Origin of the sequence: Sphingobacterium thalpophilum, assembly GCF_901482695.1 — a bacterium.
In the GTDB taxonomy this organism is placed as follows: Bacteria; Bacteroidota; Bacteroidia; order Sphingobacteriales; family Sphingobacteriaceae; genus Sphingobacterium; species Sphingobacterium thalpophilum.
Window position 1 is genome coordinate 723,915 of sequence record NZ_LR590484.1, and the last position, 16,763, is coordinate 740,677.

A 16,763-nucleotide genomic window follows, 5' to 3' on the forward strand; every position below is an offset into this window, starting at 1 on the left:
ATTAAATTCTTTCGGTACAAAAGTTCGCTTCTAGTCCTCTTCAGAACCAGTAACAATAGCAGATCGCGTTGTTATTTCACATGGAACATAGTAATCTAAAATTGCAGGATAAACACACTCCCTGCTCCCTCCACACTATTGAGGAAAATCGTTCCTTTGTGGAGCAGCATAATTTGTTTGCTCAGGGTGAGTCCGACCCCTGTCCCTGTTTTCTTTGTGGTAAAGAAAGGTGTGAATATCTGTTCCTGCAGATCCGCTGGGATTCCGGCCCCATTATCTTCAATCCTGATCTGTATCCTGCCATCAATTTCCAGTGCCGACAGGCTGATATATCCCGCCGCTTTTGACTTGACTGCATCGATGGCATTCAGCATCATATTGATAATAACCTGCTCGATGAGATTTACGTCGGCATACAGCACAAGACGGGTGTTTTTTAAAATGATGTCCACGTCTATATTCCTCTGGATGAGCGTAGGCTCCAGCAGCTGATAAATATGTTCAAATAGCTGGGATACCTGAATTGGCGCTACCTGTGGCTGATCAACTTTATTGATCATACGATAGCTCTTTGCAAAATGAAGCAAACCTTCACTCCGGCGCTTGATTGTGGATATGCCTGTTTTCAGGTCTTCGATATCTTCCTGTCCTCTAAAATGGTCCAGACGGCCGTTGAGTGTTTCGGCCAATGAACTGATCGGAGCAATGGAGTTCATGATTTCGTGCGTAAGTACACGCAGCAATTTATGCCAGGCCTTTGTTTCCGTCTCGTCGATAGCTTCATTGATATTCTGATAAACCACGATGCGGAAAACTGCATCTTGTGTCTCAAAACTTGAACTTTGAATCAGGAGCTTAATTTTTCCTTTGCTGGACTGAATGGATTCCATCTGTTGCTGCCCATGGTCGAGCTGCATTGTTTTCTCGTATAGATCCTGATTTTTTTTCTTTAGCCCTGCTATATTTCCAAGGTGCGGCAAATGAAAAAGCTGCTTAAAAGCGTCGTTTACCCACATCACTTTGCCTGTGCCAATTTCATAGAATATAATGGCTGAGTTCAACATATTGATCACACGGTCAAGGTATTGATGTTGTATCTCCTGTTTGATACTAATCTCCTTATACGTTTCATTGATCTGATTAAATGCAAAGAAAAGCTGTCCTTCAACAGACTTCGGATTTTTTACCAGAAACCTCCGTGTGAAATCACGGTATTTGACTGCTTCTGAAAACTCGACAAGTTGACGAACCAAAAAATTATACTGCGCATACAGACTAAAACCAAGATAAAGCATGATACAAAAAATCAGGGATGCTTGCACATATTCTCGCTTGATGCCCAAGTAAGCTACCGCAACCGAAGCGGCCAGAAGCAGAACAATCTTCATGGCATTGAATAGTTTACCCCGACTCATAGACTAGATATCATATTTTTCCAGACGTCTGTAGAGTGCGGCACGGGTAAGTCCCAGCTCTTTGGCGGCTTTGCTGATATTTCCATTGTATCGTTCGATGGCCGACTTGATTGCTTTGCGTTCCAGCTCTTCCAGATTTTGACTACCGGGCATGGTTGCAGCAACAGGCATTTCGGCCTGCTGCTCAATGGGAGAAAAAAACAAGTCATTACCAGCAATGCTGATCTGGTCAGCCATGATCACCGCCCGCTCTATACTGTATTGAAGCTCACGCACATTGCCCGGAAAATGATAAGCAAACATCTTTTTTATGGCATCCGGCTCAAAACCTTCAATTCTTTTATTGTATTTTTTTGCATAGATATCCAAAAAATATGCCGCCAGCACCTTGATATCTTCTCCCCTCTCCCGCAAGGGCGGCACCTGGATCTCCACTGTATTGATGCGATAGATCAGATCTTTTCGAAACCGGCTTTCATCAGCCAGTTGCTTGAGAGGAACATTTGTTGCCGAGATCAAACGTATATCGACAGGAATAGCCTGGTAAGAACCTAGCGGTGTGACCTGGCGATTTTGAAGCACAGTCAGTAGCTTAGCTTGTTGCTGTAGAGATATATTTCCGATTTCATCGAGAAATAACGTCCCGCCGTTTGCTGCTTCAAACCTGCCCTGACGGTCCTCGCGGGCATCTGTAAACGCTCCTTTCTTATAGCCAAAAAGTTCACTCTCAAACAACGTTTCTGTCAATGCCCCCACATCGACCTTTACGTAAACACGATCTGCACGCAGTGACCTGCGCTGGATGGCCTGAGCAATCAGGTCCTTACCAGTACCATTTTCGCCCAGAATGAGAATATTCGCATCTGTAGGTGCAATCTTCTCCAACTTATACTGCAATTCATCCATCACCGGCGAATTGCCAATAAGATCAGGGCTATTGCTAGATCTTAGTAGTGAGCTTTTATTTTTCTTCTCTTTATTTTTTGACTCGGCGAGCGTACTTTCAATTGTGTTCAATAGCTGCTCATTCTCCCATGGCTTGACAACAAAATCAGCTGCGCCCTGCTTTAGGGACTTAACAGCTAGATCCACGGCGCCATAAGCAGTGATCATAATCACATGAACATGGGGAAATTTTTCTTTAATCCGTGATAACCAATACAAGCCTTCATTTCCTGTATTGATGGTGCTCTTGAAGTTCATATCCAGAAGCACGAGGTCATAAGGCATTTTGTCCAGATGTCCGATCAGATTTTCCGGATTAGTTTCCACCTGGACATGACTAACTTTGGGTTTGAGCAGAATTCTCGCTGCCGTTAATAAATCTTGATCGTCGTCGACTACTAAAATAGATGCTTTTTTCATACTCCCTGGCTTCTTTCAGACACTAAGATAACTATAAATTTAACGAGCCTGCGTAATAATCGTTGATATATTTTTGCAGCAGCCATTCATATTGCTTCACAAGCAATTGAATCTGACTACTGTCGTATTTATTTTTGGCCGTAAGAAAGATAACAGAATTACTGTTTCCCAGTTCGAATACGACTTTAGCTATGCGGAAAGATTCCGCATAATTTTCATTTTGACTACGTAATTGTGTAATCATGTTACTGGCGTTCTGCAAATTAAAAACAGCATTGGATGTGGCAGACCGTAAAATATTTGCCTGAATCTCTTTTTGATACTTAGCTGCTTGTAGATCTAACTTCGCTAAACGGACGTTGTTGTAAACCTGTAAATGATTAAAAATAGGAACAGAGAGATTTAAAGAAATAGACTTTCCGACGTTATTACGCATTTGTGACCAATACGTCCCTTGAATCCCCAATTTAGAATAATTGGAGCCTAAACCAGCGCTCAAACTCAACGATGGATAATAATATGATTTCGCAATCTTAATATTCCGCTCCGCCACTTTAATCTGATAATCCAGCGCCTGCATATCGGGCAATTGAGCAACAGCCATTTCATATAGCTGTTTCGCATCCAGTCGTTGCCCGCTTTCCTGCATTCTTAGGTTATCCAATTCTCCCAATTGATTTTCATCCATATTTAGCAAGGTGGCGAGTTTCACTCGGCTACTATAGAGTAACTGCCGGTTATTCTCAACCATATTAACATCGTTGGCCAGTTGTCCTTTCAAATCAAAGTAGTCTCCCGGGTTGATGGCACCTTCCTTATGCATCGTCTCCGCCCGGCGAACCTGTTCCCGGGTTACCTCAGTCTGCATTTCGGATTGTCTCAATATATCCTGAGCAGTCAAACTTTGGATATAAGCAGTAATAACATCCAGTTTTAAAGCATTAATCTGCGTATCAAAAGTCAATTTACCGGCAGTCTTTGCATCAGCACGCATCCGAATTTCGTTAAATAGACGAAACCCTCTAAATAGTGGAAGACTTGCACCCAAGGAAAAATTCCCTGTCGAATTGTTGGATGAAATATATTGAAGGGTAGAATTATCCTGCGATCTTCCAGATGTCAGGCTATGCTGTAGACTTGCATTTACATCGGGAAGTCTATTCGCTTTAGCTTGTGCTAAATTCACCTCTGCACGCCTCACATCCAGTTCATTCTGCAATAGGGTTGGATTGGCTTTTACAGCTAATTGTATACATTCAGCTAAAGTTCGTTTGGTCATTTGTTTATTGTCGCCCGTTGTGACTATCGATGTCCCGGTCTCTCTTTCTGATAGTCCCTGCTCAGCCTGTTGCGCTTTTGCGCTGCCATAACTCAATAAAAAACATAACGTAGTATATATATAGACTCTCTTCATATCCATGTTTTATTTTCTTGCTGACCATCGCCATGCCAAACAACTAAAACATTAAATATCAAATTAATACAAAAAATGAATTTTGAAAAATGTTCATTAATGGACAGTCGGTGTGCGTAGTTGGACAATTACAATTCGATAGTTCGCCGCAAAAACCGAAACATCTTCATATCAACTTATATCTACTAACAATTTTCACTCATTTTTTAGACAGTGATCATTCACTAGTTGTTCAGTTTGCACTGAGTAACCACTGAACAAGCACTGAACGAGCACTGAATAACCACTGTTTGAAAGAAGGACTTGATCACTATTTGGTCCTAATTTGCTGTAATTAAAAATTACTATCCCCAAGACTTTCATATGACCCTAAAATACTTGATGTTATTAATATCCAACCGAGTAATCATCTTAAAAGATCGATAGTATACGACGAATAAGATCAGGGAAATAACCCAATAAGGATAATTGTATCAAAAACCTTTAGACCTCAGCACAGTCTGTGATTATAGTTGTTCAAAGCGTTTCAGTTACCGCAATGGATAACAAAAAAAGACAGTTGTACGTCTTCGTACAAGAAGTGTCCGCTATCGAACACCAAACAAGAAGTAAAACAAAGTAAACGACTACAAATCAATACATTAAATTATTGGCACAGCTTTCATAGTTACATACCAAATTGATATTAAATTATGGACAGACCTTTAGAAAAGAAGAAGTGGAATAGCAAACGTATCATGACCATTGTAGGAATTACGGGCATTGTTGGGTTAATAGGAGCCAGCTTTTATTTTACCTCGGGCAAGAGCAAGCTCAACGTTGAAGCTGAACGCATCTCTATCGTCGAAATAAAAAATGGAAATTTTCAGGAATTCATTCCTATCAACGGCACAGTACTTCCAATCAGCAGCATCTACCTCGACGCATCTGTGGGCGGCCGTGTAGAAGAAAAATTTGTGGAAGATGGTACTATCTTAAAGAAAGGTGATCCTATTATGCGTCTCTCCAATACGGATCAGGAGCTTACCCTGGTACAACAAGAAACACAAGTACTGAATCTCTTAACACAGTCCCAAATTGCGCAGACCAATGCACAACAAGCATCGATTAACAACCGAAACCAGATGGCTGATGTAGAACAGGCTTATCGAGAAGCTGAACGTGTCTATAACCTAAACAGAAAATTACTCACCGAAAAAGCTATTGGTACACAGGAATTCGAAAAATCTCAGAACGAATATAACTATCAAAAAGAACGGGTCAATTTGACCAAACAGATCCTCAAACAGGACGAGATCTCCAATGCGCAAAAAGCCAATCAGGATAAGCAGACCTACCAACGTACACAGAGCGCATTGGAACTGATGAAAAGAAAAATTGGTGATCTTATCGTTAGAGCGCCTGTTGACGGACAATTGACCTCCTTCGATGCAGAAATTGGACAAAACAAAAACGCCGGGGAACGGTTGGGACAAATCGACGTGCTGACTGGATTCAAAGTACGGGCCGATATTGACGAGCACTATATTAACCGCATTTTTCCGGACTTGCAGGGCGAGTTTTCCATTGGTGACAAAACCTATAAGTTACGTATCAAGAAGGTATATACCCAAGTCACCAATGGCCGATTCCAGGTGGATATGGAATTCATCAATGATGTTCCTAAGGGAATTCGTCGTGGTCAGACTTTACAGATTCGTCTTGCATTAAGCGACGAGACCAAAGCTCTGTTATTGGCAAAAGGGGGATTCTATCAGCAAACTGGTGGCAACTGGATATTCAAGCTGGATAAAAACGGAAGCACTGCTTATCGCGTGGATATCCAACTGGGACGACAAAACCCCGAATACTACGAAGTTATAAAAGGCTTACAACCAGGCGATAAAGTGGTCGTATCCAGCTATGAGACCTACGACAAAGTGCAGGAGCTAAATATTAAATGATAAAGTTAGGTTTCAACATAGGATAAAAGACGGAAATTCAGATTTCTTACAAATAAACAATGTAAACAAATAATATTAAACAGAATAATTACTGCCTAAAGCAATTGTGGCAAAAAATAACGAACGATGAGCACAAAAAATATGATTAAAATAACAAATCTTCAAAAGTATTACCGCACTGAAGAAGTAGAGACAGTCGCATTGAATAATTTGAACATCCATGTCAAAGAAGGCGAATTTGTTGCCGTCATGGGGCCTTCCGGTTGCGGGAAATCTACACTATTAAATATCATCGGCCTACTGGATGATCTGGATGAAGGCAGTTACTTGTTTAACGATATAGAAGTGGCCAAATTCAAAGAACGTGGTCGTTCAGACCTGCGGAAGCACAATATCGGCTTTGTCTTTCAGAGCTTTAATCTAATTGATGAACTGACAGTGTTTGAAAATGTCGAACTGCCACTTGTCTACACCAATGTACCTGCAGCAGAACGCAAAAGACGCGTTGAAGAAGTCCTTGAAAAAGTACAGATAATGCACCGGCGCAATCACTTCCCTCAACAGTTGTCTGGAGGTCAGCAGCAGCGCGTTGCTGTCGCCCGCGCGGTCGTAAATAACCCTAAATTGATCCTTGCCGATGAGCCTACAGGTAACCTCGATTCCAATAATGGTAATGAGGTGATGCAGCTTCTCACTGAACTCAACGAGGCGGGCACGACCATCGTAATGGTAACACACAGTGAACATGATGCCAAATTTGCCGACCGTGTCATTCGTATGCTGGACGGTCAGGTGATCATGGAAACCTCGTCCTTAAGCTAGCTAACGCAATTGATTTTAGCGGGCCTTATAGTTTAAGAACTTTGCATATTAAACAAGTTTAACATCAAAAAATGATGAAAGGTTTAAAATTAATCTGGAGACAATGGCGGCACAATCGTCTCTTTACCTTCCTAAATATCATCGGATTAGCTGTGGGGATCAGTGCATGCTGGATTGTATTTCGCATTGTCAACTACGAAATAAGTTTTGATCAGCATCATCCTGAAAAAGAACGCATCTACAAGCTATACTCCGCATTTAAAGAAGGGGAGAATATACATCATTTCGATGGGACGCCTTACCCTTTAGCTTCTTTTCTAAGTGCTTATCTAAAGAACGAAATAACAGGGCTAGAGCTTATTGCACCAGTTATTAACCGATCATTTGAAAGTATAAAGATACAGTCGGGTCGGGATATATTGGAATTCAATGATCAGCAGAAAATAGTATCTGTTACTGCCGATTACTTTAAACTTGTTCCCTATAAATGGCTTGTAGGAAACCCCAGTACAGCACTCAAAAATATCAATGAAATCATATTGACGGAATCAAGAGCAAAACAATATTTCAACGATACTGATCTAAAAACGCTATTGGGGAAGACCATCCTATATGACGATCAACCGCTAACGGTTACAGGTATCGTGGCTGACCTTGACTTTCCGAGCAGCTTTACCAACAAAGAATTTATTCGTGTAAAACCAAATCCTCAGGAGGTCGATAATTGGGAGAATTCAAGCTCAAATTTCCAAGTTTACGTTAAATTGGCTGACAACGGTAGGCCTTCTCAAGTAACAGCAGCAGCGACCAAGAAGGTCAAAGAGATGGTCGGCGATAAATTTAAACAATATAATATAACGCCGGGATATAAATTAGCTCCGCTCACAGATTTGCATTTCAATAAGTTTATTCAAAATAGCAGCGACAAACAGATATTACTCGGGCTTGTCGGCATCGCTGCTTTCCTGCTTACCCTCGCCAGTATCAATTACATTAATCTAACCACAGCTCGGATTCCCTCCCGGTCACGGGAAATTGGCATTCGCAAGACATTAGGCGAACAGCCAAAACATCTAATCCTCGCATTTATCAAAGAGACATTTGTCACATGCGTGTTAAGTCTGATATTCTCCTGGCCATTGGTGAGATTGTTTGAAGCCGCGTTCTATTCCTATATTCCAGTAGATATCAATACATTCTCAGATTATCTGCCCCTTTTCATCTTTCTAGCTTTACTTATTACCGTTTTAACACTCGCTACCAGTCTCTACCCAGCTTATCTGATCAATAAGGTACATGTGGTCGATGTGATGAAAGCAAATGGAACGGACAAATTATCTTTTGGCGGACTTTCCTTGAGAAAAGTACTCATCGTGTGTCAATTCGTCATTGCTCAGGCTTTTGTGGTACTAACGATAATTATGGGTTTACAGTTGAAGCATGCACTAAACAGCGATGCAGGCTTTCAGGACGAAGCCGTTATTACCATCCCGCTTCCTTATAAAAAAGCAGAAGACTCCGGAAATAGTCCTTTCTTGCTGAAACAGCTCCTGCAAAAATATCCCGAAATCGACCATGTATCGCTAGGTCATCTTCCGATGAACAACGACCAGTGGGGGAATAATATCATCATGCAGAGTGATACCGGCGAGGTCTTGGTCAACATGCCCTTTAAATATGTCGAAGAAAATTATCTCGATGTGTTCGGTATGAAGCTGTTGGCAGGACGCGCGCTTACACGTTCCGACAGCACATCCGGAATACTTGTCAATGAAATGGCTATAAAAAAGTTTGGTTTCAAATCTCCACAAGAGGCCGTGGGTAAACATGTGTCGGTAAACGACAGACCCACTACCATTGTCGGCGTATTGGCTAACTTCCACAACTTTAATTTCCATGCGACATTGGACCCCGTAGCGATGCAGTTAACGACGAATAAAGCTATGCTGCAAAATATTAATATCAAATTAGGTACCGATTCCCGTAAATGGCCGGCAGCCTTTGCGGCGATAGAGAAAGACTGGAAGACGGTCTACCCCAAAGCGCCTTTTACCTACCAGTTTTATGATCAACATATAAAAGAACTCTATGAAGCAGATTATCGTTTATACAGAATTATTAATTTATCTACCTCAATCACCATTCTTCTTAGCTGTTTAGGTTTGATCGGGTTGGTGACATTAACGACCCATCAGCGCACAAAAGAAATAGGTATCCGAAAAATTCTAGGCAGTACAGTTAGTGGAATCATATTACTTCTATCGAAAGACTATATGAAGTTGATTATAATATCCATTTTAATAGCCACCCCGATCGCATGGCTGGCAGTCAACAGATGGTTAAGCGACTTTGCCTTCAGAATTGAGCTGAGCTGGTGGATGTTTACAATTCCGGCAATAATAACCCTTGGCATCGCATTTCTGGCCATGAGTTATCATGCATTGAGTGCAGCCCGCGCTAATCCAGTAGATAGTTTACGAGATGAATAAAAAGCTTGATAGCTTTATACGATAACTTCGACGAGACCAAAATGATACAGAATTATATAAAAATAGCATTTCGAAATATCCTTAAAAACAAAGGATATGCGGCGATTAATATCATTGGACTGGCAATGGGGCTAGCCTGCTGCCTATTAATTGTTATATATCTACAGAACGAACTATCTTACGATAGATATCATGACAACAAAGAGCGTATTTACCGCATCGTTCACGAATACAAAGATCCAAGTGGAAACGAACAGGAACAAATATGGGGTAACGCTCCTATTGGTGAGGCACTCGAATCCGATTTTCCTGAAATCGAAAAGGTGGTTCAATTTTCTGGTCAGACCTCCATCTTGCTCAGACAGGGGAACAAAAAGTTTCAGGAAGAGAACGTATTCTTCATGGATTCTACTGCCTTTGATGTATTCAGCTGGAAAGTACTTGCAGGTAATCCGCATACAGCCTTAAAAGATCCCTATACGGTGGTATTGACGGAGAGTACAGCCAAAAAGTATTTTGGAAATCAAAATCCTATCGGTAAAACTTTGGAAGGCGGGCTGGCAGCGGGCCGGGCGAATGCGGGATCATATAAAGTGACTGCCGTCATGCAAGATATACCTGCAAATTCACACTTCACTTTCGATGCCCTACTTTCCATGAGTACTTTTAGAAAGCAGCGCCCCGGCATCTTCGAAAAGGAGGGTTGGGACTATGTCGACTTTTACACCTATTTTCTGACTTCGAAGCAATTTGACGCCGGCAAGTTTAATCAAAAAATTCCAGATTTTCTTCAACGTCATCTTCCGCTGGACGGAAATACAAATGCGAGATATAATTTCCATATCGAACCCTTGCTTAGTGCTTATATGCATTCAGCGGCAGACCGGCAGCCCGGCACCACTGGCAGTTATCAAAACTTATATATATTTGGGATCATTGCCGGATTTATCCTGCTCATCGCCTGCGTCAATTTTATGAACCTAGCCACTTCAAGGTCAATGGAAAGGGCGAAAGAGGTCGGTGTCCGAAAGTACGTCGGAGCTAGCAGAAGCAGCCTGATCTTCCAGTTCATGTCCGAATCCCTTACACTTGTGCTGATAAGCGGAATGTTGGCAATAGTAATCGTTCTGGCCTGCCTCCCATTTTTAGGTGCATTCTCAGGTAAACAAATCAACTATTCAGCCTTACAGAACAGCACCACCTGGTCAATATTCATACTGACAACAATGTTCACAGGGATTTTAGCGGCAAGTTACCCAGCTTTGGTCCTCGCCAGCTTTAACCCTATAAAGGTGCTCAAGGGAACCTTTGGTAACAGTAAAGGGGGCGCCTTGGTACGCAGAGGATTAGTTGTTTTCCAATTTTGCCTTTCCATTGCATTGATTGCCGGAACAGTAATCGTCTTCTCCCAACTAAATCAACTGCAACAGCAGGATCTGGGATTCCAAAAAGAACAACGGCTTGTAATTGATTATAATTTTGACGAAAAGGTCAATAACAACCTCGAAGCCATCAAATCAATGTTTGCCAAAGATAAAGACATACTATCGGTGACCGCCTCACGTACGGTCCCCGGGACGTTTCTTCCTAATGCAGGGACGGAAATCATTTCCGAAGATGGTACAATGACCTCATTTGCCCCTTTTCTTTATGAAGTAGATGTCGACTTTATTCCAAATATCGGTGTAAAAATGGCGGCGGGAAGAGCATATTCAAGAGATTTCCCGGCAGATACTGCGCATTCTCTTGTGATCAATGAAGCCGCAGCCAAACTCTGGGGTTATAAAAATCCTCAGGATATTATCGGCAAGCAATTTCGGCAGTGGGGAAAAGAAGGAACGGTTATTGGCGTCGTAAAAGACTTCAACTACCTTTCTTTACACCGTAAAATTGAGCCGCTGGCCTTACGGCTCGAGCCCAGCAGCAGCCGATATCTCACCCTCCAAATAGGACGTGCAAATCAGTCGGAAACAATTGAACGGATAGGTAAATTGTGGACTGAACTTGTTCCGCACCGCCCCTTCTTATATAGTTTTTTGGATGAAAGTTTTAACCGGCAGTATGAGGCGGATTTCAATTTCAGGCGGCTTTTTTCCGCATTTTCTGGATTTGCTCTGTTCATCGCCTGCTTAGGACTGCTAGGGCTGGTGACCTATACAGCCCAACAGCGGACGAAAGAAATTGGTGTCCGAAAAGTGCTGGGAGCATCCATCTATAATCTGGTGCTACTCCTTACTTCAGATTTTATCAGATTATTGGTTGTAGCACTATGCATTGCAACACCTTTATCCTGGATCGCCATGAATAAATGGCTGGATAACTTCGCTTATCATATACAGCCCAAATGGTGGATGTTTGCTTTTGCAGGTTTCGCTGCAGTTGTGATTGCCTTAATTACGGTGAGCTTTCAGACCTTTAAAGCTGCAAATGCAAATCCGGTAAATAGCTTACGAGATGAATGAGTTTAACAACTTTTTTAAGAAATTAAAGATACACAGCAATGGTTAGCATTTCATTAAAGACAGCTTATCGCTTTTTGAAAAAACATAAGTTGATCACGTTTATCAATGTGCTGAGCCTAGGGATTGGTATTACAGCGACATTGGTGATTTTTTTAATGATTCAGTATGATTATAGTTTTGATCGCCATGTACCAGACCGCGATCAGATCTATCGGGTCGTCAATAATGGGGATTTTAAAAACGCGGGCGTATTCGTTCCTCTCGTAAGAACTATGGAGGACGAACTGCCAAATCTGGAAGCCGTTGTTCCGATCTACCGCAGCCCTATTTCGAAACTGAAAGTCGCATCGGCAACGGACAAGTATCAGACATTTCCGAAAGAAAAACGTATTACTTTCGTTAGCAGCCAATATTTTAACATTTTCCCTAATAAGTGGCTGTCTGGAGATGCAGAGCAACTGAACAAACCAGGAACCATCGTATTGACAAGAAAAACGATGGAGAGATTCTATGGCAGTCTCCCGCCGCTGGATGCACTAGGTAGAACAATAGTTTATGCAGACAGCATACCATTGCGGGTTGTCGGAATAATCGAAACAGCCAGACATAACTCTGACTTCAGTTTTGACAGCTTTATTTCAGTTGCCACAATTGCCCAAGATCATAACCTAAAGCAAATGTTTAATTGGGAAGCCTGGAACAGCATATCCGATGCCCACCAGGTTCTGATAAAAACAAAGCCCGGCACCTCAGCTCATGCAGTAGAAAACAACATCAATAGGCTACTTAAAAAGCACAAATATAAAATCGGCGAGAAAAATACGGATAAGTTAGAATTACAGCCATTGGCTGACGTACATTTCAACACAGCTTTTAATTATGAAGCGACCAAACCCGAAACACTTCGCAATCTGGTCCTATTGGCTTTCTTTCTCTTAGCATTAGGTGCTGTCAATTTCGTGAATTTATCCACAGCGCAGTCTATCGAAAGGGCCAAAGAAATCGGAATACGTAAAACGCTCGGAAGCCCAAAATCGACATTGGTTAAGCAATTTTTATGTGAAACATTTTTAATTACCTTGGTCGCGACCATTTTGGCCGTTGTTTTACTGCCATTGTTCCTACAGGTTTTTGAAGGATTTATACCAGAAAATTTAAGTCTGGAATTGCTGGACAAAAAAGTTATCGTTCTATTTTTGCTGGCTCAGCTTTTTGTCGTAACCCTGCTGGCAGGCTTCTATCCAGCAGGAGTGCTGACAGGATATGCTCCTGCCTTAGCGCTCAAAAACCAATTGGCCAAAAACACCAAACTATCCCGTAGTGCATGGATCCGCAAAGTGCTGACCGTCTTTCAATTTGTCATGGCTCAATCCTTTCTGATCTGTGTGCTGGTCGTGATTCAGCAGATAGATTATGTATCCCATAGAGATATGGGCTTTGAACGGAACGCTGTTCTTAATATCTACATTCCCGGAGCATTCCAAAATTCTGATAAAGGGGTGGCGCTAAAAAATGAGCTTCGAAAGCTCCCTGAAGTGAAAGCCGTCAGCTTTGGTAATATCGCCCCAGCCATGAATGGATTTATGACAACTTCCATGAGCTTCGATCAGTCTGCAGAAAAGGAACCACTGACATTTGATAGCCGTTCTGGTGACGAAGACTACCTAAAGGTTTATAAAATACCACTTGTGGCAGGTAAAAATATTCAGCTGCGCGACTCAACCAATGAAGTTCTGATCAATCGAAAAGGACTAGCATTATTACAGATTCAAAACCCACAAGATGCCATCGGAAAAACATTTGAGAACGGTCAGAATACCATCGTCGGTGTTATGGAGGATTTTGACCTCGCATCCGCGCGCCAGGGGGTAAAACCGGTTTTATATATCGGCAATAAACAAGGTTATGTACTTCATATTGCCCTGGACGAGCAACACCCGGAAAATTGGAAAAACGCCATCGATAAAATATCGGCAAACTACAAAGTGTTATTTCCTGACGATGAGCTTGACCTCCGGTTTGTCGATGAAATAATTCAAAAGTTCTACAATCAGGAGAAGCAGCTATCCAAACTCCTGTCTTGGGCATTGGGGCTTTCGATCTTAATCGCATCTCTGGGATTATTTGGTCTTACGACTTTCACCGCAAACCAAAGAACAAAAGAAATTGGCATACGCAAAGTCCTGGGAGCCTCTGTCGCACAAATCACCTTTTTACTACTTAAAAACCTGCTCTCGCTAGTAGCCATTGCCTGCTTGATCGGGTTTCCGATCGCATATTATTTCATGCATAGCTGGCTAAATGATTTCGCTTACCGCACAACCATAAGTCCATGGACATTTGGACTGTCGGCTCTTGGGCTGATCGCTTTCGCAAGTTTTGTCCTATCAACAAAAAGTGTTTCCGCCGCAAAAGCAAATCCGATAAATAGTTTGAGAGATGAATAAATAAAGGAAATCATGGTCAGAAATTTCATCAAAACCGCATGGCGAAGTATTTTTTCCAATATGTTCTATAGCGCCATTAATATTCTGGGACTGACCTCAGGGTTAGTGGTAGGAATATTCCTACTGTTGTGGATTCAGGACGGATTATCGTTTGACAGGTTCCATAGCCAGCACCGCAATATCTATAGAATCGGCATCGAGGGCGGTACAGGAATATCCAAACGCATATTTAAGGCGATTATCGCTCCTGTGGGATCCTTGGCAAAAAAAGAGATTCCGGAAGTAGACGATGCTGTGCGTATCTTTAGAATTGGTGATGCCGCAATTAAATACAAGGACAAAAGATTCAACGAAAAAGATTTTGCTTTCGTTGACCCGAGCTATTTCTCAGTATTCGATTTTCCGTTAATTCAAGGCAATCAACAGCAACCATTTCCTGACAACAATTCTGTTGTGATTACCTCCCGCACTGCACAGCGTTATTTTGGTGAAGAAAATCCTATTGGGAAGACGATCATCATGGGCATGGAAGATTTGTGCACGGTGTCGGGGGTCATCGCTGATTATCCAGACAACTCAACATTTCAATTCCAGGTGCTCCTACCCCTATCGCGATACAATGAACAAGCATATATCAAGACCAAAACAACCTATGACAATAAAACATATTTGTCATCAATGGACGAGGACTGGTCCAACTTTGCATTCGAAACTTATCTTCGATTAAGACCTGACGCCGATGCGGTTACCGTGGCCCAAAAATTACAGAAAATTCACGGGCAGGCCAAACCTGAAGATGGTAAGGTCCCCTATATCACCCAGGAGCTTGCCAAAATGCATCTATACCAAATGGATGGTAGTGACGGTGGCATCGGGACCGTCCGCATCTTTATCGGAGTCGCCATATTAATCCTACTAATAGCGAGCATCAATTATATTAATCTCTCGACTGCGCGCTCATTGCATCGTGCCAAAGAAGTCGGCATTCGAAAGGTTATCGGAGCAGACCGAAAAGCACTCTTCTTTCAGTTCATACTGGAAACGACACTTTTATTTGCTATCGCTGCTGCGGCGGCAATTGCATTAGCTTTCATCTTTCTGCCGCTCTTTAACAACTTCTCTGGCAAACATGTGACTCTCACTCTTTCTAACATTCAGATTTGGAGCTACATACTTTTGATGCTCTTGGCCACCCTTATCCTGGCAAGTGTCTATCCTGCGCTGCTCCTTTCCAACTTCAAGCCTATCCGCGTTATAAAAGGGCGAACAAGCATAAAAAAATCAAATTTCAGGAAGATATTGGTCATCTTGCAATTTACTGTTTCGATTGTACTGGTTACTATGACTATCGTCGTCGGGCGCCAATTGGAATATATGCGCCATAGAAATATTGGCTACGAGAGAGATCATATTGTGACCGTCCTCATGGGCAAAAAGATGGCAGAACATTTTGATGCGGCCAAAGGCGAGCTTCTAAAAGCCCGAGGTGTAAACGATGTCATCCGGCTCGGCCGGGATATGGTTTATGGGGGTAGTTCCACAGGAGATAATGATTGGGAAGGCAAACCCAGCAATTCAAACCTTTGGTTCAGCATCACTTATTCTGACCAATATACGCTCGACTTCTTCAAAATCAGGTTGGCACAGGGTCGGAATTTTACAGGTTCAGCTGCAGATTCAGCACATTTTATCGTCAACGAAACTGCCGTTCGCGAGATGGGATTAAAAAACCCTATTGGTAGTAGGTTGCGCATCCGTACCATGCCGGGGACGATCATTGGTGTGGTAAAAGACTTTAATTACGCAAGCGCCCGGTATAAAATCGAACCAATGGTTTTCCAATATAGCCCCAAAGATTGCAGCATGTTGTATCTAAAGACAAATGCAGCCGACACAAAAGAGGCCCTGGCAAGTCTACAAGAGGTATGGAAAAGTTATTACGATGATATGCCCATTAGCTATAGTTTCTTGGATGAAAGCTACCAGAAGCAATATACCAATGAAGAAAAACAGGGTACATTATTCAATTTCTTTGCTTCTATAGCTATATTAATTTCCTGTTTGGGACTTTTAGGCCTCTGCACCTATACCGCACAGGTAAAAACGAAGGAAATCGGCATTCGCAAAGTATTGGGAGCGACGGTATTGAACATCATACAAATGCTGAATAAGGAGTTTTTGATATTGGTCCTCATTGCAAATATTATCGCGATCCCCATAGCGTTATACTTTACCACAAGCTGGCTTGAAGGCTTTGCATTCAGAATCACCGTACCGATAATGATCTTCTTGTTTGCTGGCAGCGCGACAATTGCCATTGCATTATTGACAGTCAGTTTTCAATCTGTTAAGGCAGCAGTCGCTAGTCCGGTTAAGAGTCTGCGAGATGAATAGAAAGAAAAAACA

The 16,763-nt window shown here is 42.1% G+C and carries 9 protein-coding genes; 6 read left to right on the forward strand and 3 right to left on the reverse strand.

What is annotated here, in order from left to right:
- Positions 1–95 precede the first annotated feature (95 nt).
- Genes FGL37_RS03195 through FGL37_RS03205 form a run of 3 tightly spaced genes read right to left on the reverse strand, consistent with a single transcriptional unit; the run spans position 96 to position 4,194 of the window.
- Positions 96–1,415, reverse strand: a complete 1,320-nt coding sequence (locus FGL37_RS03195; protein ID WP_028072653.1) for a sensor histidine kinase — start codon at positions 1,413–1,415, stop codon at positions 96–98.
- 3 nt (positions 1,416–1,418) lie between these two features.
- Entirely contained in the window at positions 1,419–2,780 is a 1,362-nt protein-coding gene (locus FGL37_RS03200; protein ID WP_028072652.1) for a sigma-54-dependent transcriptional regulator, read from the reverse strand.
- Positions 2,781–2,811: 31 nt separating this feature from the next.
- Positions 2,812–4,194 (reverse strand): TolC family protein, encoded by a 1,383-nt coding sequence (locus FGL37_RS03205; protein WP_160169564.1) that lies wholly within the window; start codon positions 4,192–4,194, stop codon positions 2,812–2,814.
- 692 nt (positions 4,195–4,886) lie between these two features.
- Between FGL37_RS03205 and FGL37_RS03210 the strand changes: the two genes are divergently transcribed.
- The 6 genes from FGL37_RS03210 to FGL37_RS03235 all read left to right on the forward strand — a co-directional run bounded on the left by FGL37_RS03210 (position 4,887) and on the right by FGL37_RS03235 (position 16,751).
- On the forward strand, positions 4,887–6,137 hold the full coding sequence (locus FGL37_RS03210; protein ID WP_028072651.1) for an efflux RND transporter periplasmic adaptor subunit: 1,251 nt from the start codon (positions 4,887–4,889) through the stop codon (positions 6,135–6,137).
- A gap of 141 nt (positions 6,138–6,278) precedes the next feature.
- The gene (locus tag FGL37_RS03215) at positions 6,279–6,959 is read left to right on the forward strand and encodes an ABC transporter ATP-binding protein (RefSeq protein ID WP_028072650.1); all 681 of its coding nucleotides are present in this window, start codon (positions 6,279–6,281) and stop codon (positions 6,957–6,959) included.
- Between the two features lie 71 nt (positions 6,960–7,030).
- Positions 7,031–9,448: an ABC transporter permease gene (locus tag FGL37_RS03220; protein ID WP_028072649.1), complete on the forward strand. Its 2,418-nt coding sequence runs from the start codon at positions 7,031–7,033 to the stop codon at positions 9,446–9,448.
- 41 nt (positions 9,449–9,489) lie between these two features.
- Positions 9,490–11,910 carry an ABC transporter permease gene (locus tag FGL37_RS03225; RefSeq protein ID WP_028072648.1) on the forward strand — a complete coding sequence of 807 codons (2,421 nt, stop codon included), beginning with the start codon at positions 9,490–9,492 and terminating at the stop codon, positions 11,908–11,910.
- Positions 11,911–11,948: 38 nt separating this feature from the next.
- Entirely contained in the window at positions 11,949–14,357 is a 2,409-nt protein-coding gene (locus FGL37_RS03230) for an ABC transporter permease (protein WP_028072647.1), read from the forward strand.
- A 12-nt stretch (positions 14,358–14,369) separates the two neighbouring features.
- Complete coding sequence (locus tag FGL37_RS03235) at positions 14,370–16,751, forward strand: ABC transporter permease (RefSeq protein WP_028072646.1); 2,382 nt, start codon at positions 14,370–14,372, stop codon at positions 16,749–16,751.
- Positions 16,752–16,763: the final 12 nt, after the last annotated feature.